Raw genomic sequence first — 17,635 nt, 5'->3', positions numbered from 1 at the left:
CGCAGGTCACTGGGTCACACCCACGCCCATGTTCGGAAAGCGAGCCGGTCACGGCTCCAACGCGACCTGCAAGCCGTCGTCGCCCTCAATATGAACATAGCGGGGTCCGATCGGACGCCCTCTACCGCTGGCGACAGTGACAATGTTTCTCAGGGGAGCGGCGCGCGCATCCGCCTCAGGGCGCGACAGGATCAGATCGGCGTGAAACAGCCCTTCCGACTCAAGACCGGTCGCATCGACGCCAAGAGCCGCGAGGCTGGCCAGGCAACTTTCAAACTCTTCAGCATCGCGAAAACGACGCTGGATAAAAGTCGCGCCGGTAAGACGCTCTGTCACCAGGCCACGCTTCGCGAACGTCTCGGCTAGAGAATCGAACGGGAACATTCGCAGCACGAACGAAATGATCCATGGACGCTGCTCTGTCGCATCGAGAATCTTGCTGAACGTCTTCTCGGTGACGTAGCCGATACATCCCGTCGACATGATGACATCCGCGGATCGGATAAGACTCGCGCTGCCGGTCGAGAGTGCCTCGGTTTCAAGATCAGCGACAATGCCCTGCTCAAGCAGGCCAACACCCGTCGCATACTTGATCGCCGGCGCCGAGATATCGAGACCGATAAATCGCGCCAGACCGACATCCGGCCAAGCCGCATAAAAATGGCGATCGAGACGCACCAGTGTCTCGGAATCGATCGCCCTCATCTCGCGTCGAGCGTAGCGATGGCGCAAGCCCCCGAAGGTCAGTGGAAACCGGTGCACCGCTGCATTGATGCCGTATGAACAACCAACGTCAAGCACGGTCGGCTTGACGCCGGTTGCCGAAGCTTTCGCTGCCAGAATTTGGCGCACAACGGGCTCAGCCACGTCCGTGATCATGTAATCCAAATCGCCCAGGACAGAGAAGTATGCCCTGGGATCATCCAGGGCATAAATATCATCGAAGACGGCCTTGGACTGATTGATGCGCGAAAAATGTGTTTGCAACCCGATCTCCTATTTCACCTTTCAAGCCACTCGACGGCTGCTGCTATCAAGTGCTCGATGCCTTATTACAGAGATTGACTCACGCATAAACCCCATGGCGCTTTTTCAATCTCGCTTCGTGGAACTGCGCTGAGCACTGATGTGCACGCACGTGTTACGCGGCTTTTTTCCAAACCATCGCCTGTTGGGGCGGCTTGATGTGCGGTCGAGATGATGCCGAAAATGCCGGTCGCCCAGGCAGAGAAAAAATCAATTCCAACGCTGCACGAACGAAAGCGTGCGGACAGCCGGCCTCGATCATCCACGATGCGCGGCACGCTCACGTTGCGTGCGCGGTGGCGCCAATCGCCGCACCGGAGAACATTTCGCAGAAGCATGCAATGCGCTCGTACCGGCACAGTTGCCGACATCAGGTTGAGACCGCCGATAGCAAGGGGGCTCGGATGGGAATGATTGGCCCGCGTAGTTGGCCGATGGATCGAACTTGGCCTACGGACAAGGCGCGCTGTGCCAGCTCCTCGGCGACGGCAACTCACGCACGTGGTTTGGGGGCATGTAAGAAAGTGCGGCAAGCCGCCACGCCGAGGATGAGGCAGCTTGAAGCTGATTTGGTGGAACAGCAACTCGCGCATGCGCACAGGGCTAATGACGGTTTGCATCGCTTCGGAGGCTGATGTTCGGAACTTTGCCGGTTCCGCTCCTCCCGATGAGACTGTGACAGCCCTGATCGGATTGGGTTCCTCGCGGCGCGGTGATCACGTCGTATCTTGGTAGCGATGCCTTTCTTTCACTCGGAGACGGCAGCGAGCCCGGCCATTGCAGCCGCATGAATCAAATCAGGCGCGACCACGGGCATCGGTCGGCAGTCGGTCTGACGAAGGAGCGCATCGAGATTGTGGTCCTCAAACTGCTGTCGAGTCGACCTAGCGCGAAGATCGATACGCTGAAAAGGTCCGGCACGCATTTGACGGGTGCAGGCCGACGCCGCTGACTTCGAGGACACCCGGTGCAAGACCGGTGTCGCGGTCGCAAAGGCGATATCGCTTGATGAAGGATCTTGATGCACTGACGAGGCTGCACGTCTGCATCATCACCACCGAGTACGGAAAGGCGTTCACCGTCGACGGCTTCAACTGCTGGAGGCGCGATGCAATGAATGAGGCGGGCCTACCGCTCGATCGTCGACCGCACTCGCGCAAGACGTTGGGCCGACTGCTTGCCGATGCCGGCGCGACCGCACACGAGATGATGGCCGCGACGGGCCATCCGACGCTTGCCGAGGCGGACCGCTACACACGGAAGCGGATCGGCGTCGCGGCGGTCGCCGTGCGATCGTCAAGCTCGAGGACCACTAGGCGAACAGGACGCCCCAAACCCATTCCGGAAGCTTGGGGAAATCGACAAAAAGGTGAGAAAGATCAACGCGCGGAGGGCCGGGCTGGCGCTCCCTAGGGGAATCGAACCCCTGTTTCAGCCTTGAGAGGGCCGCGTCCTAACCGCTAGACGAAGGGAGCGTTGAGAGGCAAGGCAATAGCCTTGAAATCCCCCCGCCGCAAGATGGCTTGTGCATTGCGGCGGGGATTTTGTCATCCATGCTTACCATGCCGTGCCCGTCCTTTCGCAAGGGAAGCAGCCCGGGAACGCCCCTGCGCCCTGCGTGGCCTCAGCGCGTCGCATCCGCGCGGATACAGCGATGCAGCCGCCGATTGCATGACGCCCACCTCAGGCTGTCATGCCTGGGTCGTGCACCGCGGCCCAGCTTTCGCCAAACGGCAACGGCAAAACACTTGCCTGTGAAGTCATCCGGCGCCAGCCTCTGCTAACATCGCACGCATTCACCATGCTGCGCCGGGCAAGGCGCTCGAGAAGCAAGAAGGAGTGCTTGGAACAAAGCGCAATCCCTTGGCGCACGGCAATTTGGCTCACCAACATCTTGGCAAACAAACATCAGCGCGGCCGCAGGCCATGGAAGACGTTCCGCACCTCGCGCCGCACCGGTCAATAGCTTAAGCAGAGCGAGGACAGACCATGATCAAACTAAAAATCAACGGCCAGGAACAAAATTGGGACGGCGACCCCGATCTTTCGCTGCTCTGGTATCTCCGTGACGAAGCCGGCCTCACCGGCACCAAGTTCGGCTGCGGCCAGGCGCTGTGCGGCGCCTGCACCGTGATCATCGACAAGGAGGCGGTGCGCGCCTGCATCACCTCGGTCTCCGACGCGGCCGGCCGCGAGGTCACCACCATCGAGGGGCTGCACCCGACCGGCGACCATCCGGTGCAGAAGGCGTGGCGCCAGGTCAATGTTCCGCAGTGCGGCTACTGCCAGGCCGGCCAGATCATGCAGGCGGCGGCGCTGCTGGACCAGAACCCGAAGCCCGATCACGGCCAGATCCGCGAAGCCATGTCGGGCAATATCTGCCGCTGCGGCTGCTATCAGCGGATCGAGAATGCCGTCCATCTCGCATCGACGGGGGTGTGACATGAATATACGCACCAATCCGAACAAGCTTCGCGGCTTCGAGAAGCACGTGAAGGTCGAGAACCTTTCGCGCCGCAGCATCCTCAAGGGGCTCGGCATCGCCGGCTCCTTCGTGCTCGCCGCGCCCGTGATGACGCGCCAGGCCTTCGCCTATGAGACCGGCGCCGGCAAGATGCCGCACGGGGTCGTGGTCGACCCGCGAGTGTTCGTCGCGATCGCGCCCGACGGCACCGTCACCATCCTGGCGCATCGCTCCGAGATGGGCACCGGCGTCCGCACCAGCCTGCCCTTGATCGTCGCCGAGGAAATGGAGGCCGACTGGTCGCGCGTCCATGTCCAGCAGGCGCATGGCGACGAGGTCAAGTTCGGCAACCAGGACACCGACGGCTCGCGCTCAACGCGGCATTACCTGATCCCGATGCGCCAGATCGGCGCCTCGGCGCGCGCGATGCTGGAAGCCGCCGCCGCCAAGAAGTGGGGCGTGCCGGTCGCTGAAGTGAAGGCGCAGAACCACGAGGTCGTGCATTCCGCAAGCGGCCGCAAGGCCGGCTTCGGCGATCTCGCCGCCGACGCCGCCAAGGAGCCGGTGCCCGACATCAAGGGCCTGAAGCTGAAGGAGGCGAAGGACTTCCGCTATCTCGGCAAGGGCCAGGTCTCGATCGTCGACCTGCACGACATCACCACCGGCAAGGCGCATTACGGCGCCGACATCCGCGTGGCCGGCCTGAAATACGCGGTCATCGCCCGTCCGCCGGTCACCGGCGGCAAGGTCAAGTCGTTCGACGACAGCGCTGCGATGAAGGTGCCCGGCGTCGAGAAGGTGATGGAGGTCAAGGGCTGGCCCTGGCCGTCCAAGTTCCAGCCGCTCGGCGGCGTGGCCGTGATCGCGCGCAACACCGGTGCCGCGATCAAGGGCCGCGACGCGCTGAAGATCGTCTGGGATGACGGCGCCAATGCCAAATACGACTCGGTCAGCTATCGCGCGTCCCTCGAAGAGGCCGCGCGAAAACCCGGCCTCGTGGTGCGCAAGGAAGGTGATGTCGATGCGGCGCTGAAGAGCGCCGACAAGGTGATAACAGGCGAATATTATCTGCCGCATCTCGCCCATGTCAGCATGGAGCCGCCGGTCGCGGTGGCCGACGTCAAGGGCGACAAGGCGCAGATCTGGGCGCCGGTGCAGAGCCCCGGCGGCACCCGCGAGGACGTCGCCAAGACGCTCGGCATCCCCGAGGACAATGTCACCGTCAACGTGACGCTGCTCGGCGGCGGCTTCGGCCGCAAGTCGAAATGCGACTTCGCGCTGGAGGCGGCGTTGCTCTCGAAGGAACTCGGCGCGCCGGTCAAGGTGCAGTGGACCCGTGAGGACGACGTGCGTCACGACTTCCTGCACACCGTCTCCGTGGAACGGATCGAGGCCGGTCTCGACAAGAACGGCAAGGTGATCGCGTGGCGGCATCGCAGCGTGGCGCCGACCATCGCCTCGACCTTCGCCGCCGGCGCCAACCACGAGGCGCCGTTCGAGCTCGGCATGGGCCTGATCGACAACCCGTTCGAGATCGCCAATCTGCAGTGCGAGAATCCGGAAGCGGCCGCAATGACGCGGATCGGCTGGTTCCGCTCGGTCTCCAACATCCCGCGCGCCTTCGCGGTGCAATCCATGGTCGGGGAAATCGCGCATGCGACCAACCGCGACCAGAAGGAGATGTTGCTGGAGCTGATCGGATCGCCCCGGATCGTCAACCTGTCCTCGGTGAAGGATCCCTGGAACTACGGCGAGCCCTATGAGAGCTACCCGATCGACACCGCGCGGCTGCGCAAGGTGGTCGAGCTGGTCGCCGAAAAGGGCGAGTGGGGCCGCAGCGTGCCGAAGGGCCACGGTCTCGGCATCGCCGTGCACCGCTCTTTCGTCAGCTACATCGCGACCATCGTCGAGGTGGCGATCGACGACAAGGGCAAGCTCACGGTGCCGCGGGTCGATACCGCCATCGATTGCGGCACTTACGTCAATCCGGAGCGGATCAACTCGCAGATCGAGGGCGCCGCGATCATGGGGCTCAGTCTCGCCAAATATGGCGAGATCAGCTTCAAGGACGGCAAGGTGCAACAGGGCAATTTCGACGACTTCCCGGTGATCCGGATCGACGAATCGCCTGCGATCACCAACGTCTACATCGTGCCGCCCGGAGCGGACACGCCGCCGAGCGGCGTCGGCGAGCCCGGCGTGCCGCCGTTCGCACCGGCATTGATGAACGCGATCTTCGCCGCCACCGGAAAGCGCATCCGCGCACTGCCGATCGGCAAGCAGCTGGAGACCTGAGGCTGGTCGACCGCTAGACGAAAAAGATCAGACGCCCGCGACGCTTTGTTCGCGGGCGTCTTGCTTTGAGGGCAGGATGATTTTGGATCGCTGAGCGTTCACCGTCATTGCGAGGAGCTCGCGACAAAATTGCAAAGCAATTTTGCGCTGAAGCGACGAAGCAATCCATCGCTCCGCAGATGTGGACCGATGGATTGCTTCGCCGAGCCTGTCATCGGGCGCGCGTTCGCGCGACCCGTTGGCTCGCAATGACGCTGAAGCGGACCGGGAAGCGGCCGGTCTCCCCAACCGCCGCTTCCCGATCGCATCGCCCCCTATCGCCAGAGCGTCTTCAAGACAACACGACCGAAGAAAGGTCAGGAGCGTGATCCGATTCAATCGGATCATGCTCTGCTCGCGCCTTACTTCTTGTCGTCGAGCGCGAACACCCAGATCACGCCGCCCTGCGGGACGTTGTTCTCGAAGCCTTTGACCTTGCCGGCCAGCGCATCCTGGATGCGCTGGGCGTCGACGCCCCAACCCGACTGGACCGCGATATATTGCTTGCCGTCGACCTCATAGGACATCGGCATCGCCATGATGCCGGAGTTGGTCTTCTGCTCCCACAACAATTCGCCGGTCTTGGCGTTGAAGATGCGGAAGGCGCGGTCGTTGGTGCCGCCGGCGAGCACGAGATCGCCTGCGGTTGCCGTCACCGCGCCGAACAGCTGCGACGTCTTGTAGTCGTGCTGCCAGACCTTCTTGCCGGTGACCGGATCCCACGCCTGCAACTCGCCGAAATGATCGGCATTCGGCGCGGGGATCAGGCCGATGTCCTCCGGCTTGGTGCCAAGCCAGAGCTGGCCGGGAACCAGCGGCTGCTTCTCGCCGGTGAAGCCGCCGCAGAAGTTCTCGTTGGCCGGAACGTAGACCAGCTTGGTGTTCGGGCTATAGGCGGCGGACGGCCAGTCCTTGCCGCCCCACAGCGATGGGCAGAACTCGACCCGCTTGCCGAGCACCGGCTTGTGCTCGGGATCGACGATCGGCCGGCCGGTCTCGGCCTCGATCCCCTTCCAGACATTGGTCTTCACGAACGGCCAGCCGGCGACATAGTTGATCTTGTCCGGCTTGCGCTCCAGCACCCAGAAGATCGCATCGCGCCCCGGATGGACCAGGCTCTTGAACGACCGTCCGTCGCGCTGCATGTCGATCAGCATCGGCGCATCGACCTCGTCCCAGTCCCAGGAATCGTTCTGGTGGTACTGGAAGTGGGTCTTGATCTTGCCGGTGTCGGGATCGAGCGCGAGCACCGAGCTGGTGTAGAGGTTGTCGCCGGCATGCATCGAGCCGGGCCAAGGTGCTGCGTTGCCGACGCCCCAATAGACCGTCTTGGTGTCCTTGTCGTAGGTGCCGGTCATCCAGGCCGATCCGCCGCCCGACTTCCAGTCGTCGCCGCTCCAGGTCTCGTGACCGGGCTCGCCTTCGCCGGGAATGGTGAAGGTGCGCCAGAGCTCCTTGCCGCTGTTCGCGTCATAGGCGGCGACATAGCCGCGCACGCCGAACTCACCGCCGGAGCCGCCGACGATCACCTTGCCGTCGACGGTGAGCGGCATCAGCGTCATGTACTGACCCTTCTTGTAGTCCTGGACCTTGGTGTCCCAGACCACCTTGCCGGTCTTGGCGTCGAGCGCGACCACGTGATCGTCCGTGGTGGCGAGATAGAGCTTGTCCTCCCACAGGCCGACGCCGCGGCTGGTCGGATGCAGCTGGAACAGATCGTCGGGAAGCTGCCGCTTGTAGCGCCAGTACTCTTCGCCGGTCTTGGCGTTGAGCGCGATCACCTGCCCCATCGGGGTCGCGACGAACATCACGCCGTTGTTGACGATCGGCGGCGCCTCGTGACCTTCGATCACGCCGGTCGAGAAGGTCCAGACCGGCTTGAGGTCCTTGACGTTGGACGTGTTGATCTGGTTGAGCGGACTAAAGCCCTGTCCGTCATAGGTCCGGCGATAGAGCATCCAGTTGCCGGGTTCGGGATTTTCGAGACGCTGAGACGTCACCGGACTGTAGTTTTCGATGGGCCCCGCGACGGCATAGGTCGAAATGAGGCACGTGAACGCGACACAACTCGACAGTAACCACTGCTTGCTTGTCATGAGATGCTACCTCCCTGCTCTGTTCTATTTTTTCAGTTTTATTTAGATCATGCAGAACTCCCGGTGCGGCCTCATCCTCCCTGCTGAGCACCCACCTTCCCGACGAATGGCGCTGCGACCGTGATCGCGCCGTCGGCCACCGTCAGCGGCAATGCCGCGAGGCGACGTGGCGCCGGCCCGAACACGACCTGCGCATTCTGCCGCGGATCGTATTCGGAGTTGTGACAAAGGCATTTCAAAACTTTTTTGTCGCCCTGCTCTTCCTTCACCCAGGCGGTGATCGGACAACCGGCATGCGAGCAGATCACGGAGTAGCAGACGATGCCGTCAGGCGCGCGGGCGCGCGTCGCATCGTCGAGCTCGTTGGGATCGAGCTTGACCAGCACGACCTCGTTCAGCCGCGAACCTTTGCGGACGACCAAGGTTTTCGGGTCCTGCGGCCAGGCGCGAATCGGCGGTCCGTCCAAGGTCAGATCATCCGACTTGATGACCTGGCCGGCCTTGTCGCCTTCGGCGCGCACAAGCACATCGGCTTTCTGCGGTCGCTCACTGGCGCCGGGCTGATCTTCATCGTCGGCGGCCGCGGGTTCGATCGCGGCGAGACAGGCGCAGCTCGCAAGCGCGGTCAACACCGCGCGACGCGTCGGATCGGTGCACGACCCCACTGCATCGGATTCACCGGACTGTGCGATGGAAGCGTTGGGGTTGGGTGGCGACATGGCGCAAGCTGAACGTGCAACTCGGCCGAAAAGATGGCGGGACACCTTCTCGATGCGCGAACGCATGCGCAAAAAATGCGCTGCAGCTTTTGGTTGATCGACGACGCGGCTTCGCGATTGCGAGCGTCAGGGCTCGTTGACGAAGCTCAGCCTGCCTGCAGGTTTCAGCGTCTTTGCATCAAATGTGCGGATCTCTGTTGCACCGCCTATATCGAGCGTGACGAGCAGCCGATCGCCGGCTGTGCCGGTGGCGACGATGCGGGCGCCCTTCGGCAGCGCAGCAGTGACGTCGGATACCGAAACGGGGCTTCCCTCGCTGCGATAAAGACGGTAGCCGATGGCAATCAACACGATGGCCACGGCCAATGCCGAGGTCAGGCCCGCGATCAGCATCATGCGCCGCACCCGCGCGATCAGCGCGGCCTGGTCGGGGGTCGGTTCGGTCACGGCGGTGTCGGTCATCACAAGGCTCTATATCTTTGCACCAGGTATCTTCGAATGGCGGTCGGAAGCTGGAGGTCATCGTCGCGGGCGACGAGGGCTCGGCCCGGCTCGACCGCGTGCTCGCGCAGCGCACTCCGGAGCTGTCGCGCTCCCGGCTGAAGGCGCTGATCCTCGCCGGTTCCGTGACCGTCAAGGACGCCGTCGTCCGCGACCCCGCTTATCATGTCGCCAAGGGCGATACGATCATAATCGACGTGCCGGAGGCGGCCCCCGCCGAGCCCCAGGGCGAAGACATCGCGCTCGACATCGTGTTCGAGGACGACGACATCATCGTCATCGACAAGCCCAGGGGCCTGGTCGTGCATCCCGCGGCCGGCCACGCCTCCGGGACGCTGGTCAACGCGCTGATCGCGCATTGCGGCTCGAGCCTGTCCGGCATCGGCGGAGTGAAGCGGCCGGGCATCGTGCACCGCCTCGACAAGGACACCACGGGACTGATGGTGGTTGCGAAGAACGACCAGGCCCATCAGTCGCTGACGGCGCAATTCGCCGACCACGGCCGCACCGGGGCCATGGAGCGCGGCTACATGGCGTTCGTCTGGGGCGTGCCGAACCGGCCCCACGGCACGATCGACGCGCCGATCGACCGCCACCCGCATGCCCGCGAGAAGATGGCCGTGCGCCAGGGCGGCCGCGAGGCGATCACCCATTTCGAGGTGCTCTCGAGCTTTGCCGGCCGCGACGGCAAGCCGGTCGCCTCGCTGCTGGCGTGCCGGCTCGAGACCGGGCGGACCCATCAGATCCGCGTCCACCTCGCCCATCTCGGCCACCCGCTGCTCGGCGACAGTGTTTACGGCGCTCACTTCAAGACCAAGGCCGGACAGCTCGGCGCGGAAGGTAAGGACGCACTCACCGCGCTCGATCGGCAGGCCCTCCATGCCTATCTGCTGGCTCTGGAGCATCCGCGGACCGGGGAACTTTTACACTGGGAAGCGCCTCTGCCGGAGGATTTGCTTCTCCTTCAACGGGCGCTGGAAGCGGCGGTATGACGCACCCCTCCGGGAAAAGCCGAGCTATGACAACAGGTTATAGCTGGCACACGGGGACGTGACGTCAGCAATCCTTCCCTATCACGGACAGTTTGGTGTATGTTGCACCTGCGCTGAATATCCAGCGCGGAACATCGCAGCATGGCCGGCTTTAACCCAGCGGCCACCTGCCGGGCCCGCCGCTATCGGGGGTCTGAACCACTGGAGGGCGCTCGAATGGCCCGTACAGCTACGTTGCCGGTCCTCAATGGAGAATCCGGCCTTTCACGTTACCTCGCCGAGATCCGCAAGTTCCCCATGCTGGAGCCCCAGCAGGAGTACATGCTCGCCAAGCGTTGGCGCGAGCATGATGATCGCGACGCGGCGCATAAGCTCGTCACCAGCCATCTCAGGCTCGTGGCCAAGATCGCCATGGGCTATCGCGGCTACGGCTTGCCGATCTCCGAGGTCGTCTCGGAAGGCAATGTCGGCCTGATGCAGGCGGTGAAGCGATTCGAGCCCGAGAAGGGCTTCCGTCTCGCCACTTACGCCATGTGGTGGATCAAGGCGTCAATACAAGAGTACATTCTGCGTTCCTGGTCGCTCGTGAAGATGGGCACCACCGCGAACCAGAAGAAGCTCTTCTTCAACCTGCGCAAGGCCAAGAGCAAGATCTCCGCTCTGGAAGAGGGTGATCTCCACCCCGACCAAGTGAAGCTGATTGCCAAGCGCCTCGGCGTGACCGATCAGGACGTGATCGACATGAATCGCCGCCTCGGCGGTGACGCGTCGCTCAATGCCCCGATCCGCGACGACGGCGAAGCCGGCGAATGGCAGGACTGGCTGGTCGACAACTCGCCCAACGCCGAAGCCCTGATGGCCGAGAGCGAGGAGTTCGATCATCGCCGCCAGGCCCTCAACGGTGCGATCGGCGTGCTCAACCCGCGCGAACGCCGCATCTTCGAGGCGCGTCGTCTGGCGGATGAGCCGATGACGCTGGAAGACCTCGCCGCCGAGTTCGGCGTGTCGCGCGAGCGCGTGCGGCAGATCGAGGTCCGCGCGTTCGAGAAGGTGCAGTCGGCCGTCAAGGGCACGATCGCCCGGCAGGAAGCCGCTCTCGAGGCCGCGCACTAAACGCGCGGCAACGAGCCAACAGACACGAAAGCCGGCGGCAACGCCGGCTTTTTTGTTGTTGTCTGTGGGATCGGTGGAGCCAACGGGTCCGCGCAACGCGCGGCCCGATGATAAACTCCGCGATACCCATCATCCCACCACGCGACATGCAGCGCGATAGGTGATTGACACCAAGCTGCCTCTAGGCAAGATTTTGCGACGGTTGATGCGACCTGCTGGTTGCACCCTCACGGGAACGGTGAACGTATCGAGCCCTCTATTGGCTTTCCTTCGCCCGAGCGACCGGGTCAGCAACGCAACCGCCTGGCACGCCTGGTTCGCTCTAGTCAAAGGACGAAGTCATGCGCGATTTTCGCGATGCAAAAGCCATGGCGCGTACCTTGCGCGCTTCCCTGACTGCCAAAACCGTCGCCATCAGCCACGGCGAAAGTCTGGAACTGGTCTCAAAAATGTTCGGCGTCGCCGACTGGAACACGCTGTCGGCGGAGATCCAAGCGAGACGTGAGGGACCGTTGGTCGCAGCCGCAGCACACGCCACGGAGGCGGGACGCCATCCCGCCGTGCCGATCCGGGATTTCGTACCGTTCCCCGGCGAGATCGCGCCGCTTTACGCCTGCAGCGCCAAAGCCATTCAGGCGCTTGGACGGGCCTTTCAAGGTGCGCGGCCAATCATAGTCGCGATCCAAAGAGGCTCGGACGTCGACGAGCCCGGACGCAGGGATATCTATGACGTCGGTGTTCTTGGCAGCGTCCTGACCCTAGACCAACTGGCCGACGGCAGATGGAAGGCGCTGACCCAAATCCATCGGCGCATCATGATCAAAGATTTCCTCGGAGAGGCGGACAGCTATGTCGCCGAGGTCGATGATCTCGACGAACAACCTGCTCCGGATGTGCCGTATCTTATCCTGTCAATCAAAGCGTATTTCATGGCCCATTCATTTCGCGATGCAATGAAGCGAGGTTATCCGCGTGAGCCGCAAATCAAGCCGCCGTTCGAACGGGTCCGCGATCCTGGCCGGCTCGCCGACATGATTGCATCGCATATCGAGCTTTCCATCCCGGACAAGCAGGCGCTGCTCGCGACCCTCGATCCCGTAAGGCGGCTCGAAAGGGTCGGGGCCCTGCTGCAGGGGAACGCTTGAGGTCGGCCCCGTGGGTCAAGCGGGCGACGATACCCATCATCCCACCACGCAGCACGAGGTCGATGGGCATCGCTTCGCTCCACCCATCCGGGGCCGGTTTTTGGCGTGATGCATCGGCGTCGACGATGTCCGCACCGGCCTGAGGGCCAGAAGCGGACGACCGATGCAGCATCCTGCGACGAAAGATTCCTGTTCAAGCACTGCGTCGGCGCCGCCGGGCAAGGCCGCACGATGGCCGGACCGGTCAACTTCTGCGCAAGGCCTCGGTCGTGCCCGACGTCATGGGCGCGCCAGATGATCGCGTTGATCGCGGAGGCGTAAGATCCTGGATAAAATCCCTCAGTGCCTCGGTATCGAACGGCTTGCGGAGTATCTTGAGACTTGGCGGAGCTGCCTTTGCAGCATCGCTGTAGCCGGTCGTAAGGGCTATGGGCAAGCCGGGATACCGCGACCTGACTTCTCTCGCGAGCCCGACGCCATCGATGGTCCCGGGCATGACGATATCGCTGAAGACGAGATCGATCTTTGTCCCGGCTTCGAGCAATTTCAGCGCCGCTTCGGCCGAGTCGCGATAGATCGTGTCATAGCCCAGATGCTCAAACAGCGAGGATGTCACGTCCGCAACTTCGGGACTGTCGTCGACGACGAGAACCGTCTGCCGCTGGGGTTGCCTTGCTCTTGTTCTGGCAGCGGCCAGCTCCTTGCCGGTGATCTGCTCTTCTGCGCAAGACGGCAAATAGATTGTAATCGTCGTTCCCTGTCCAACCTTGCTGTCTGCCGTCACCGTTCCACCCGCCTGATGCGCAAAACCATAGACCTGGGACAAGCCGAGCCCGGTGCCCTTGCCGACCTCCTTGGTCGTGAAAAATGGATCGAACATCTTGGACAGAAGGTTCGGTGGAATGCCGGTGCCGGTATCGTTGAGCGTTATCGCAAAGAAGGCCTTTGCGCGGCGATCGCCGCCGGCTTCCTGGTCCGCGGTCACCGCATGGACGGACAATGTGAACGTGCCGCCGCTTGGCATTGCGTCGCGCGCATTAACGGCGATGTTGACGATCGCAAGCTCCAGCTCGGCGAGGTCCACCTTGATCGACGCGACGCCCTCGCCGACGTTCTCGTTGTACACGATGTTGCCGCGTAGCGAGCTCTCGATCATCGTCCGCATGTTCTTGATGGACGCATTCAGGTCGACGATCGTCGGGCTGAGATGCTGGTGACGCGAGAATGTCAACAATTGGCGTGTGAGGCTCTCGCCGCGTTTGGCCGCGGTCTGTATGGCTTCGATTGCCTTGGGCAGTTTTGGATCAAGCAGGCGCGTAAAGATCTGGGCACTGCCTCCAATGATCATCAATAGGTTGTTGAAGTCGTGCGCAATCCCGCCGGTCAGCTTGCCGATCGCCTCCATTTTCTGCGACATCGCCAGCTGTTCGCGTGCCTGGACCAGCTTCTCCTCCGCGTCGCGACGCTCGGTTGCGTCCCGCAGGATACTTATGAAACCGATCAGATTTCCCTCGTCATCACGGCTCGAAGCGACCGATCCGGTGGTGAAGAACGGCGTTCCATTCTTTCTGATGCGCCAGCCCTCTACTTCGTGCCTGCCTTCCTCGATTGCCGACTCCAGGGCGTGTGCCGGTGAACCCGCGCGGCGTTCATCCGGCCGATAGAAGATCCCGAAGTGCTTGCCTATGATTTCTTCCGGGGTGTAGCCGGTGATTTTTTGAGCGGTGCTATTCCAGCTCGTAACGTGCCCCTCTTGATCAAGCGCAAAAATTGCATAGTCGACGACGCCTTCGATCAGGGTTTGGAAGTGGCGCCTAACGTTGCCGAGCGCCAGGGTCTTCCGTTCCAGCTGGCTGTTCAACTGGTCCTGAACAGAACGCAGATGGGTTTCGATAAACTGGCGCGTCGCAATTGCCGCAGCCAAGGCCAGAGCGGGCCCCGATACGCTGATCGAAAGCACGAGCAATGACAACAAGGCACCATTCGGATCGCTTTTCGGAAATGGATCATTGCCCAACGCGAACCCCCAGACCGCCATTCCGGTGAAAACGAGCGCCGCGGCAGCCACGGCGCATCGATTGCCGCGCAGGCCAGCCCAGATCAACGGGAGCAAGGCCAGAAAGCCGAGAAGGCTGCGATGCGGCAGCTGCACGTCGAGTTCGTTGCTGATGAGGTCGCTGCCAATGAGCGGGCTGTAGGCAACGATCCCGATGATGCCAGCGAAAGCAGGAATCGCGATCGATTCGAGCAGATCCCAACTGGAGGAAGTCCGTAAGGGCATCATCGCCCAGAGCACGATGACCGGAGCAATCACCAAGGCCGCGGTCGCGTCCGCAAGCCACCAGGTCAACCCTGCGACGACGGAATCGGAAAAGCTCGGTTCGTTCACGAAGACGAATCCGGCCAAGGCGATCAACGAACTGATCATCGTGGTCGGTGCAAAGGAGATGATTGCAAACTTTGCAACACCGGATGGTGTGGCAAACGTCTGGCAACCATTCGACCAGCGGCCGATCAGCCATGTCCCGGCGAATGCCGCAAGGAGGCTTCCAATCCCGGCGGCGCCAAACTCCAGGAGCGATCGGTCGGTCACGAGGTAAGGTGCGACGCTGCCGATCAGGATCGCGGGCCAAATCCGGTAACCACGCAGCAGGACCAGTGCGAACGCAACCGCGGTTGGCGGCCACAGCGGTGTCGCGGCCGGATTTATTGCAGGAAGGAGTCGCGCGGAGGCGGCAAGGCCACCGTAGATCGCGGCGACGATCAAAACTTCGACCGTGTAGGCCACGACGCTCCGAGCATCGCCAAAAGCGGACATCCCGGCCTTTTCGAACCTTGCCCGTTCCATCACAAGCCTTTGCGGTGGGCACCTCGAGTATGCAGTAGGGAACGACCTGGCACCGGTCCAACGTCACCCGAAGGAGGGCGATCGCATTTTCACCACGTCGACGACACCCTGCCAAACACTCAACTCAGTTTTGACCAAAGCATGGCCGCCGGATCGAGAGTAGAGGCGGTTGGCAATTTCGGAACAAGTGGGCGTACGGCAACACCATTGACCTAATAGCCGCGGTCCTTGCCCGATGAGCCGCCGTTCAACCCGGAATCTGCCAGCGGGCGCGAGTTGCATTCGGGCAACATCCTTTGGAAAGATAGGTCGTTAACCTTCTTTCGCCATTGCGTGACCACGCCCTGAGCCGACAATCCGCCTCGTCACATGCAGCAATCTGACTCCCGAGGAGTCCGTGGAGGCTGGGATGATGAACTCGCGGCGAATGCGGGCGGCGGCGTTGGGCGGGACGGTCGTTCTGTCAGGCTGTGTTCTCTCGTGGTTTGTGGCGTTCGGTTCGACCGGTATCGAGAAGGCCGGTGCGTCAGTTGACGATAACCGCGCACCTGCCGTCGTCGCCGATGCCCTATCCGCGACATCACCAGCAACTGCCACGCCGAACGCTGCCGTCGATGGCCCCAATGCAGTGACCATGAGCGAACAGGAAGCGGCGGCGACCACCAATGCTGCGCCGACCGTGCACGAGACGGAACCCGTCGTCACGGCCACGTTGACCGATCCGGCACTGCCGCCGGACACTCAGCCGGTGCAGGCGCCGGCAGCGAACACGCCGGATCCGGCGCCTCGCGCAGCCAAGGCGACGCTAGACTCCGTCGAAATCCTCGACGAGTGCTTTGACGTTAACGCTTGCATCGACCGCTATCTGTGGGCGCTCTATCAAAGGACGCCCAAGGAAGACACCATCAAGGTGCCGGAGCAGAGGCAGGTGCGTGTCAAGAGAAAGAAGAAGATGGTGACGGTCACCAGAACCTTCACCAGGCTTGTCGATGAGGATTTCGGCTGGAAGGACACCAAGGCGGCCGAAAGAGCCGGCATGCCGATGATGGACTACGTCATGGGAGGCGTCGACCGGAGCTTCAAGCTGAAGCTCTTTCGTGCGCTTCTCGCCGCGGAACAGGCCGGCCTGTCGCCCGGCATCACCAGCGCTTTCCGCGATGACTACCGCCAGTCGATCGCAAGCGGGCTGAAGGCGGCAAGCAACAAGTCGTATCACGGCGGCAGCTTCCGTGGCGGCTACGGCCATGGGCTCGCGGCCGACATCGTCAGCATCGACGGCGCGACGCGCGACGACCGCTGGAGGTCGTCGGAACGGCTCTGGAAATGGGTCGACGCGCACGGCAAGGAGTTCGGCGTCGCGCGCCCCTATCTCGATTTTGACCCGCCTCATCTGGCGCCGATCGATGGCAAGGAATATGCCTCCCACCGCGGTGGCGTCAAAACGCGGCAAGCGGCGCTGGACGCGAAGACGCGCAGCCGCCGCGCGGCACCCGACAATCGGGCCGCGGCAAAACGCGCAAAAACCGCGAAGTCATCGAAGGTACGAACGATCTGAGCGGGATCACGACGGTCCGTATGGTGGATGAGCTCACCGGGTCCGCGCAAAAGCGCGGCCGATAACGGCCAGTGTAACCCACATGAGTGCGCTTGGGGTCAGAAGGCGATATCCCCGAGGTCGGATCGGGTTTCCGCTTCGTCCCGCGAAAGCGGGCGTCCCGGATTCAGTGGAGTCCGCCCCCTACTCGCCCCACTGCCGCGCCATGGTCGCGAGCGCGCAGCCCTCGCAGTAGCGGGCGTCCTTGAAGTCGATCCAGTTGTGCGCGTAGACGCGATCGAGCGGAATGCCGTAACGCGCACGCAGCACCTTCACCAGCACCCGCCAGGCCGCGACCTGCGCATCGGTCGGGCCCTTCGTGACGTCGGGGAAATTGCCGGCGAATTCGACGCCGATCGACGTGTCCTTGTTCGCCTGGCGGTAGGTCTTGCTGTTGTCGATGTATTTGTTGTCGTTGCGATCGGCGCCGTCGGTGTGGGTCGGAACGATGTTGTCGGCGACCGCCCAATAGACCGTGCCGTCGGTCTCGACCCAGACCATGACGCCGCGCCGGGTCGGATTCTTGTGCTGCTCTTGCGCGCCGTATCGCGCCGAGCCGGCCGGCCCCTCGGTCTGGTGCACGATGATGTTGCGCCAGGGACGCGATTGGGCGACGTCGCCCCAGGGCGACAGCCAGACCATCTTCAACCCGGGTATCTCGGGCGTTCCCTGCGATCGCGCGATCGTTGCGAGATCGCGCGTTTCGGCCGATGCGGCCGAGGACAGGACGAACGCAAGCAGTGCGGCGAGCAGGCGGGGCATCATACTGAAATTCCGGTGTCGCGCCTCGTTAGAGCATTATC

General features: G+C 62.8%; 13 protein-coding genes and 1 tRNA gene. 7 read left to right on the top strand and 7 right to left on the bottom strand.

From position 1 onward, the window contains the following. Positions 1 to 48 precede the first annotated feature (48 nt). Complete coding sequence (locus ACVILL_RS20145) at positions 49 to 987, bottom strand: class I SAM-dependent methyltransferase (RefSeq protein WP_456730648.1); 939 nt, start codon at positions 985 to 987, stop codon at positions 49 to 51. A 1,047-nt stretch (positions 988 to 2,034) separates the two neighbouring features. On the opposite strand from ACVILL_RS20145, the gene ACVILL_RS20140 reads away from it, so the two are divergent. Further along, positions 2,035 to 2,439: a hypothetical protein gene (locus ACVILL_RS20140; protein ID WP_456730647.1), complete on the top strand. Its 405-nt coding sequence runs from the start codon at positions 2,035 to 2,037 to the stop codon at positions 2,437 to 2,439. Here ACVILL_RS20140 and ACVILL_RS20135 read toward each other — a convergent pair. Further along, positions 2,427 to 2,501, bottom strand: a tRNA-Glu gene (locus ACVILL_RS20135). The genes ACVILL_RS20140 and ACVILL_RS20135 overlap by 13 nt on opposite strands. A gap of 514 nt (positions 2,502 to 3,015) precedes the next feature. Here ACVILL_RS20135 and ACVILL_RS20130 point away from each other — a divergent pair. Together ACVILL_RS20130 and ACVILL_RS20125 are read left to right on the top strand one after the other, a co-directional pair. Then, positions 3,016 to 3,468: a (2Fe-2S)-binding protein gene (locus tag ACVILL_RS20130; RefSeq protein WP_456730646.1), complete on the top strand. Its 453-nt coding sequence runs from the start codon at positions 3,016 to 3,018 to the stop codon at positions 3,466 to 3,468. A 1-nt stretch (position 3,469) separates the two neighbouring features. Next, complete coding sequence (locus ACVILL_RS20125) at positions 3,470 to 5,785, top strand: molybdopterin cofactor-binding domain-containing protein (RefSeq protein ID WP_456730645.1); 2,316 nt, start codon at positions 3,470 to 3,472, stop codon at positions 5,783 to 5,785. Positions 5,786 to 6,186: 401 nt separating this feature from the next. Here the strand turns inward: ACVILL_RS20125 and ACVILL_RS20120 are convergent, their stop codons facing one another. The 3 genes from ACVILL_RS20120 to ACVILL_RS20110 all read right to left on the bottom strand — a co-directional run bounded on the left by ACVILL_RS20120 (position 6,187) and on the right by ACVILL_RS20110 (position 9,101). Continuing rightward, the gene (locus ACVILL_RS20120; RefSeq protein WP_456730644.1) at positions 6,187 to 7,920 is read right to left on the bottom strand and encodes a methanol/ethanol family PQQ-dependent dehydrogenase; all 1,734 of its coding nucleotides are present in this window, start codon (positions 7,918 to 7,920) and stop codon (positions 6,187 to 6,189) included. A 71-nt stretch (positions 7,921 to 7,991) separates the two neighbouring features. Next, positions 7,992 to 8,639 carry a QcrA and Rieske domain-containing protein gene (locus ACVILL_RS20115; RefSeq protein ID WP_456730643.1) on the bottom strand — a complete coding sequence of 216 codons (648 nt, stop codon included), beginning with the start codon at positions 8,637 to 8,639 and terminating at the stop codon, positions 7,992 to 7,994. Between the two features lie 126 nt (positions 8,640 to 8,765). Continuing rightward, positions 8,766 to 9,101 carry a hypothetical protein gene (locus ACVILL_RS20110; RefSeq protein WP_456730642.1) on the bottom strand — a complete coding sequence of 112 codons (336 nt, stop codon included), beginning with the start codon at positions 9,099 to 9,101 and terminating at the stop codon, positions 8,766 to 8,768. Between the two features lie 50 nt (positions 9,102 to 9,151). Here ACVILL_RS20110 and ACVILL_RS20105 point away from each other — a divergent pair, with 50 nt between their 5' ends. The 3 genes from ACVILL_RS20105 to ACVILL_RS20095 all read left to right on the top strand — a co-directional run bounded on the left by ACVILL_RS20105 (position 9,152) and on the right by ACVILL_RS20095 (position 12,390). Further along, positions 9,152 to 10,132 (top strand): RluA family pseudouridine synthase, encoded by a 981-nt coding sequence (locus ACVILL_RS20105; protein ID WP_456734305.1) that lies wholly within the window; start codon positions 9,152 to 9,154, stop codon positions 10,130 to 10,132. A 216-nt stretch (positions 10,133 to 10,348) separates the two neighbouring features. Beyond that, the gene (rpoH, locus tag ACVILL_RS20100; RefSeq protein ID WP_024581019.1) at positions 10,349 to 11,245 is read left to right on the top strand and encodes an RNA polymerase sigma factor RpoH; all 897 of its coding nucleotides are present in this window, start codon (positions 10,349 to 10,351) and stop codon (positions 11,243 to 11,245) included. Between the two features lie 341 nt (positions 11,246 to 11,586). Further along, positions 11,587 to 12,390, top strand: coding sequence for an LON peptidase substrate-binding domain-containing protein (locus tag ACVILL_RS20095; protein WP_456730641.1), 804 nt, complete (start codon positions 11,587 to 11,589; stop codon positions 12,388 to 12,390). Positions 12,391 to 12,634: 244 nt separating this feature from the next. On the opposite strand, the gene ACVILL_RS20090 is transcribed toward ACVILL_RS20095, so the two are convergent. Next, positions 12,635 to 15,178: an MASE1 domain-containing protein gene (locus ACVILL_RS20090; RefSeq protein WP_456730640.1), complete on the bottom strand. Its 2,544-nt coding sequence runs from the start codon at positions 15,176 to 15,178 to the stop codon at positions 12,635 to 12,637. 469 nt (positions 15,179 to 15,647) lie between these two features. Here ACVILL_RS20090 and ACVILL_RS20085 point away from each other — a divergent pair, with 469 nt between their 5' ends. Then, the gene (locus ACVILL_RS20085) at positions 15,648 to 16,793 is read left to right on the top strand and encodes a peptidase M15 (protein ID WP_456730639.1); all 1,146 of its coding nucleotides are present in this window, start codon (positions 15,648 to 15,650) and stop codon (positions 16,791 to 16,793) included. A 183-nt stretch (positions 16,794 to 16,976) separates the two neighbouring features. Here the strand turns inward: ACVILL_RS20085 and ACVILL_RS20080 are convergent, their stop codons facing one another. Beyond that, on the bottom strand, positions 16,977 to 17,597 hold the full coding sequence (locus ACVILL_RS20080) for a peptidoglycan recognition protein family protein (RefSeq protein ID WP_456730638.1): 621 nt from the start codon (positions 17,595 to 17,597) through the stop codon (positions 16,977 to 16,979). Between the last annotated feature and the right edge of the window lie 38 nt (positions 17,598 to 17,635).

It is taken from the genome of Bradyrhizobium sp. USDA 3364, from assembly GCF_054056355.1.
The sequence above is the reverse complement of the archived record's forward strand: the minus strand, read 5'-3'. Positions and strand labels throughout refer to the sequence as shown.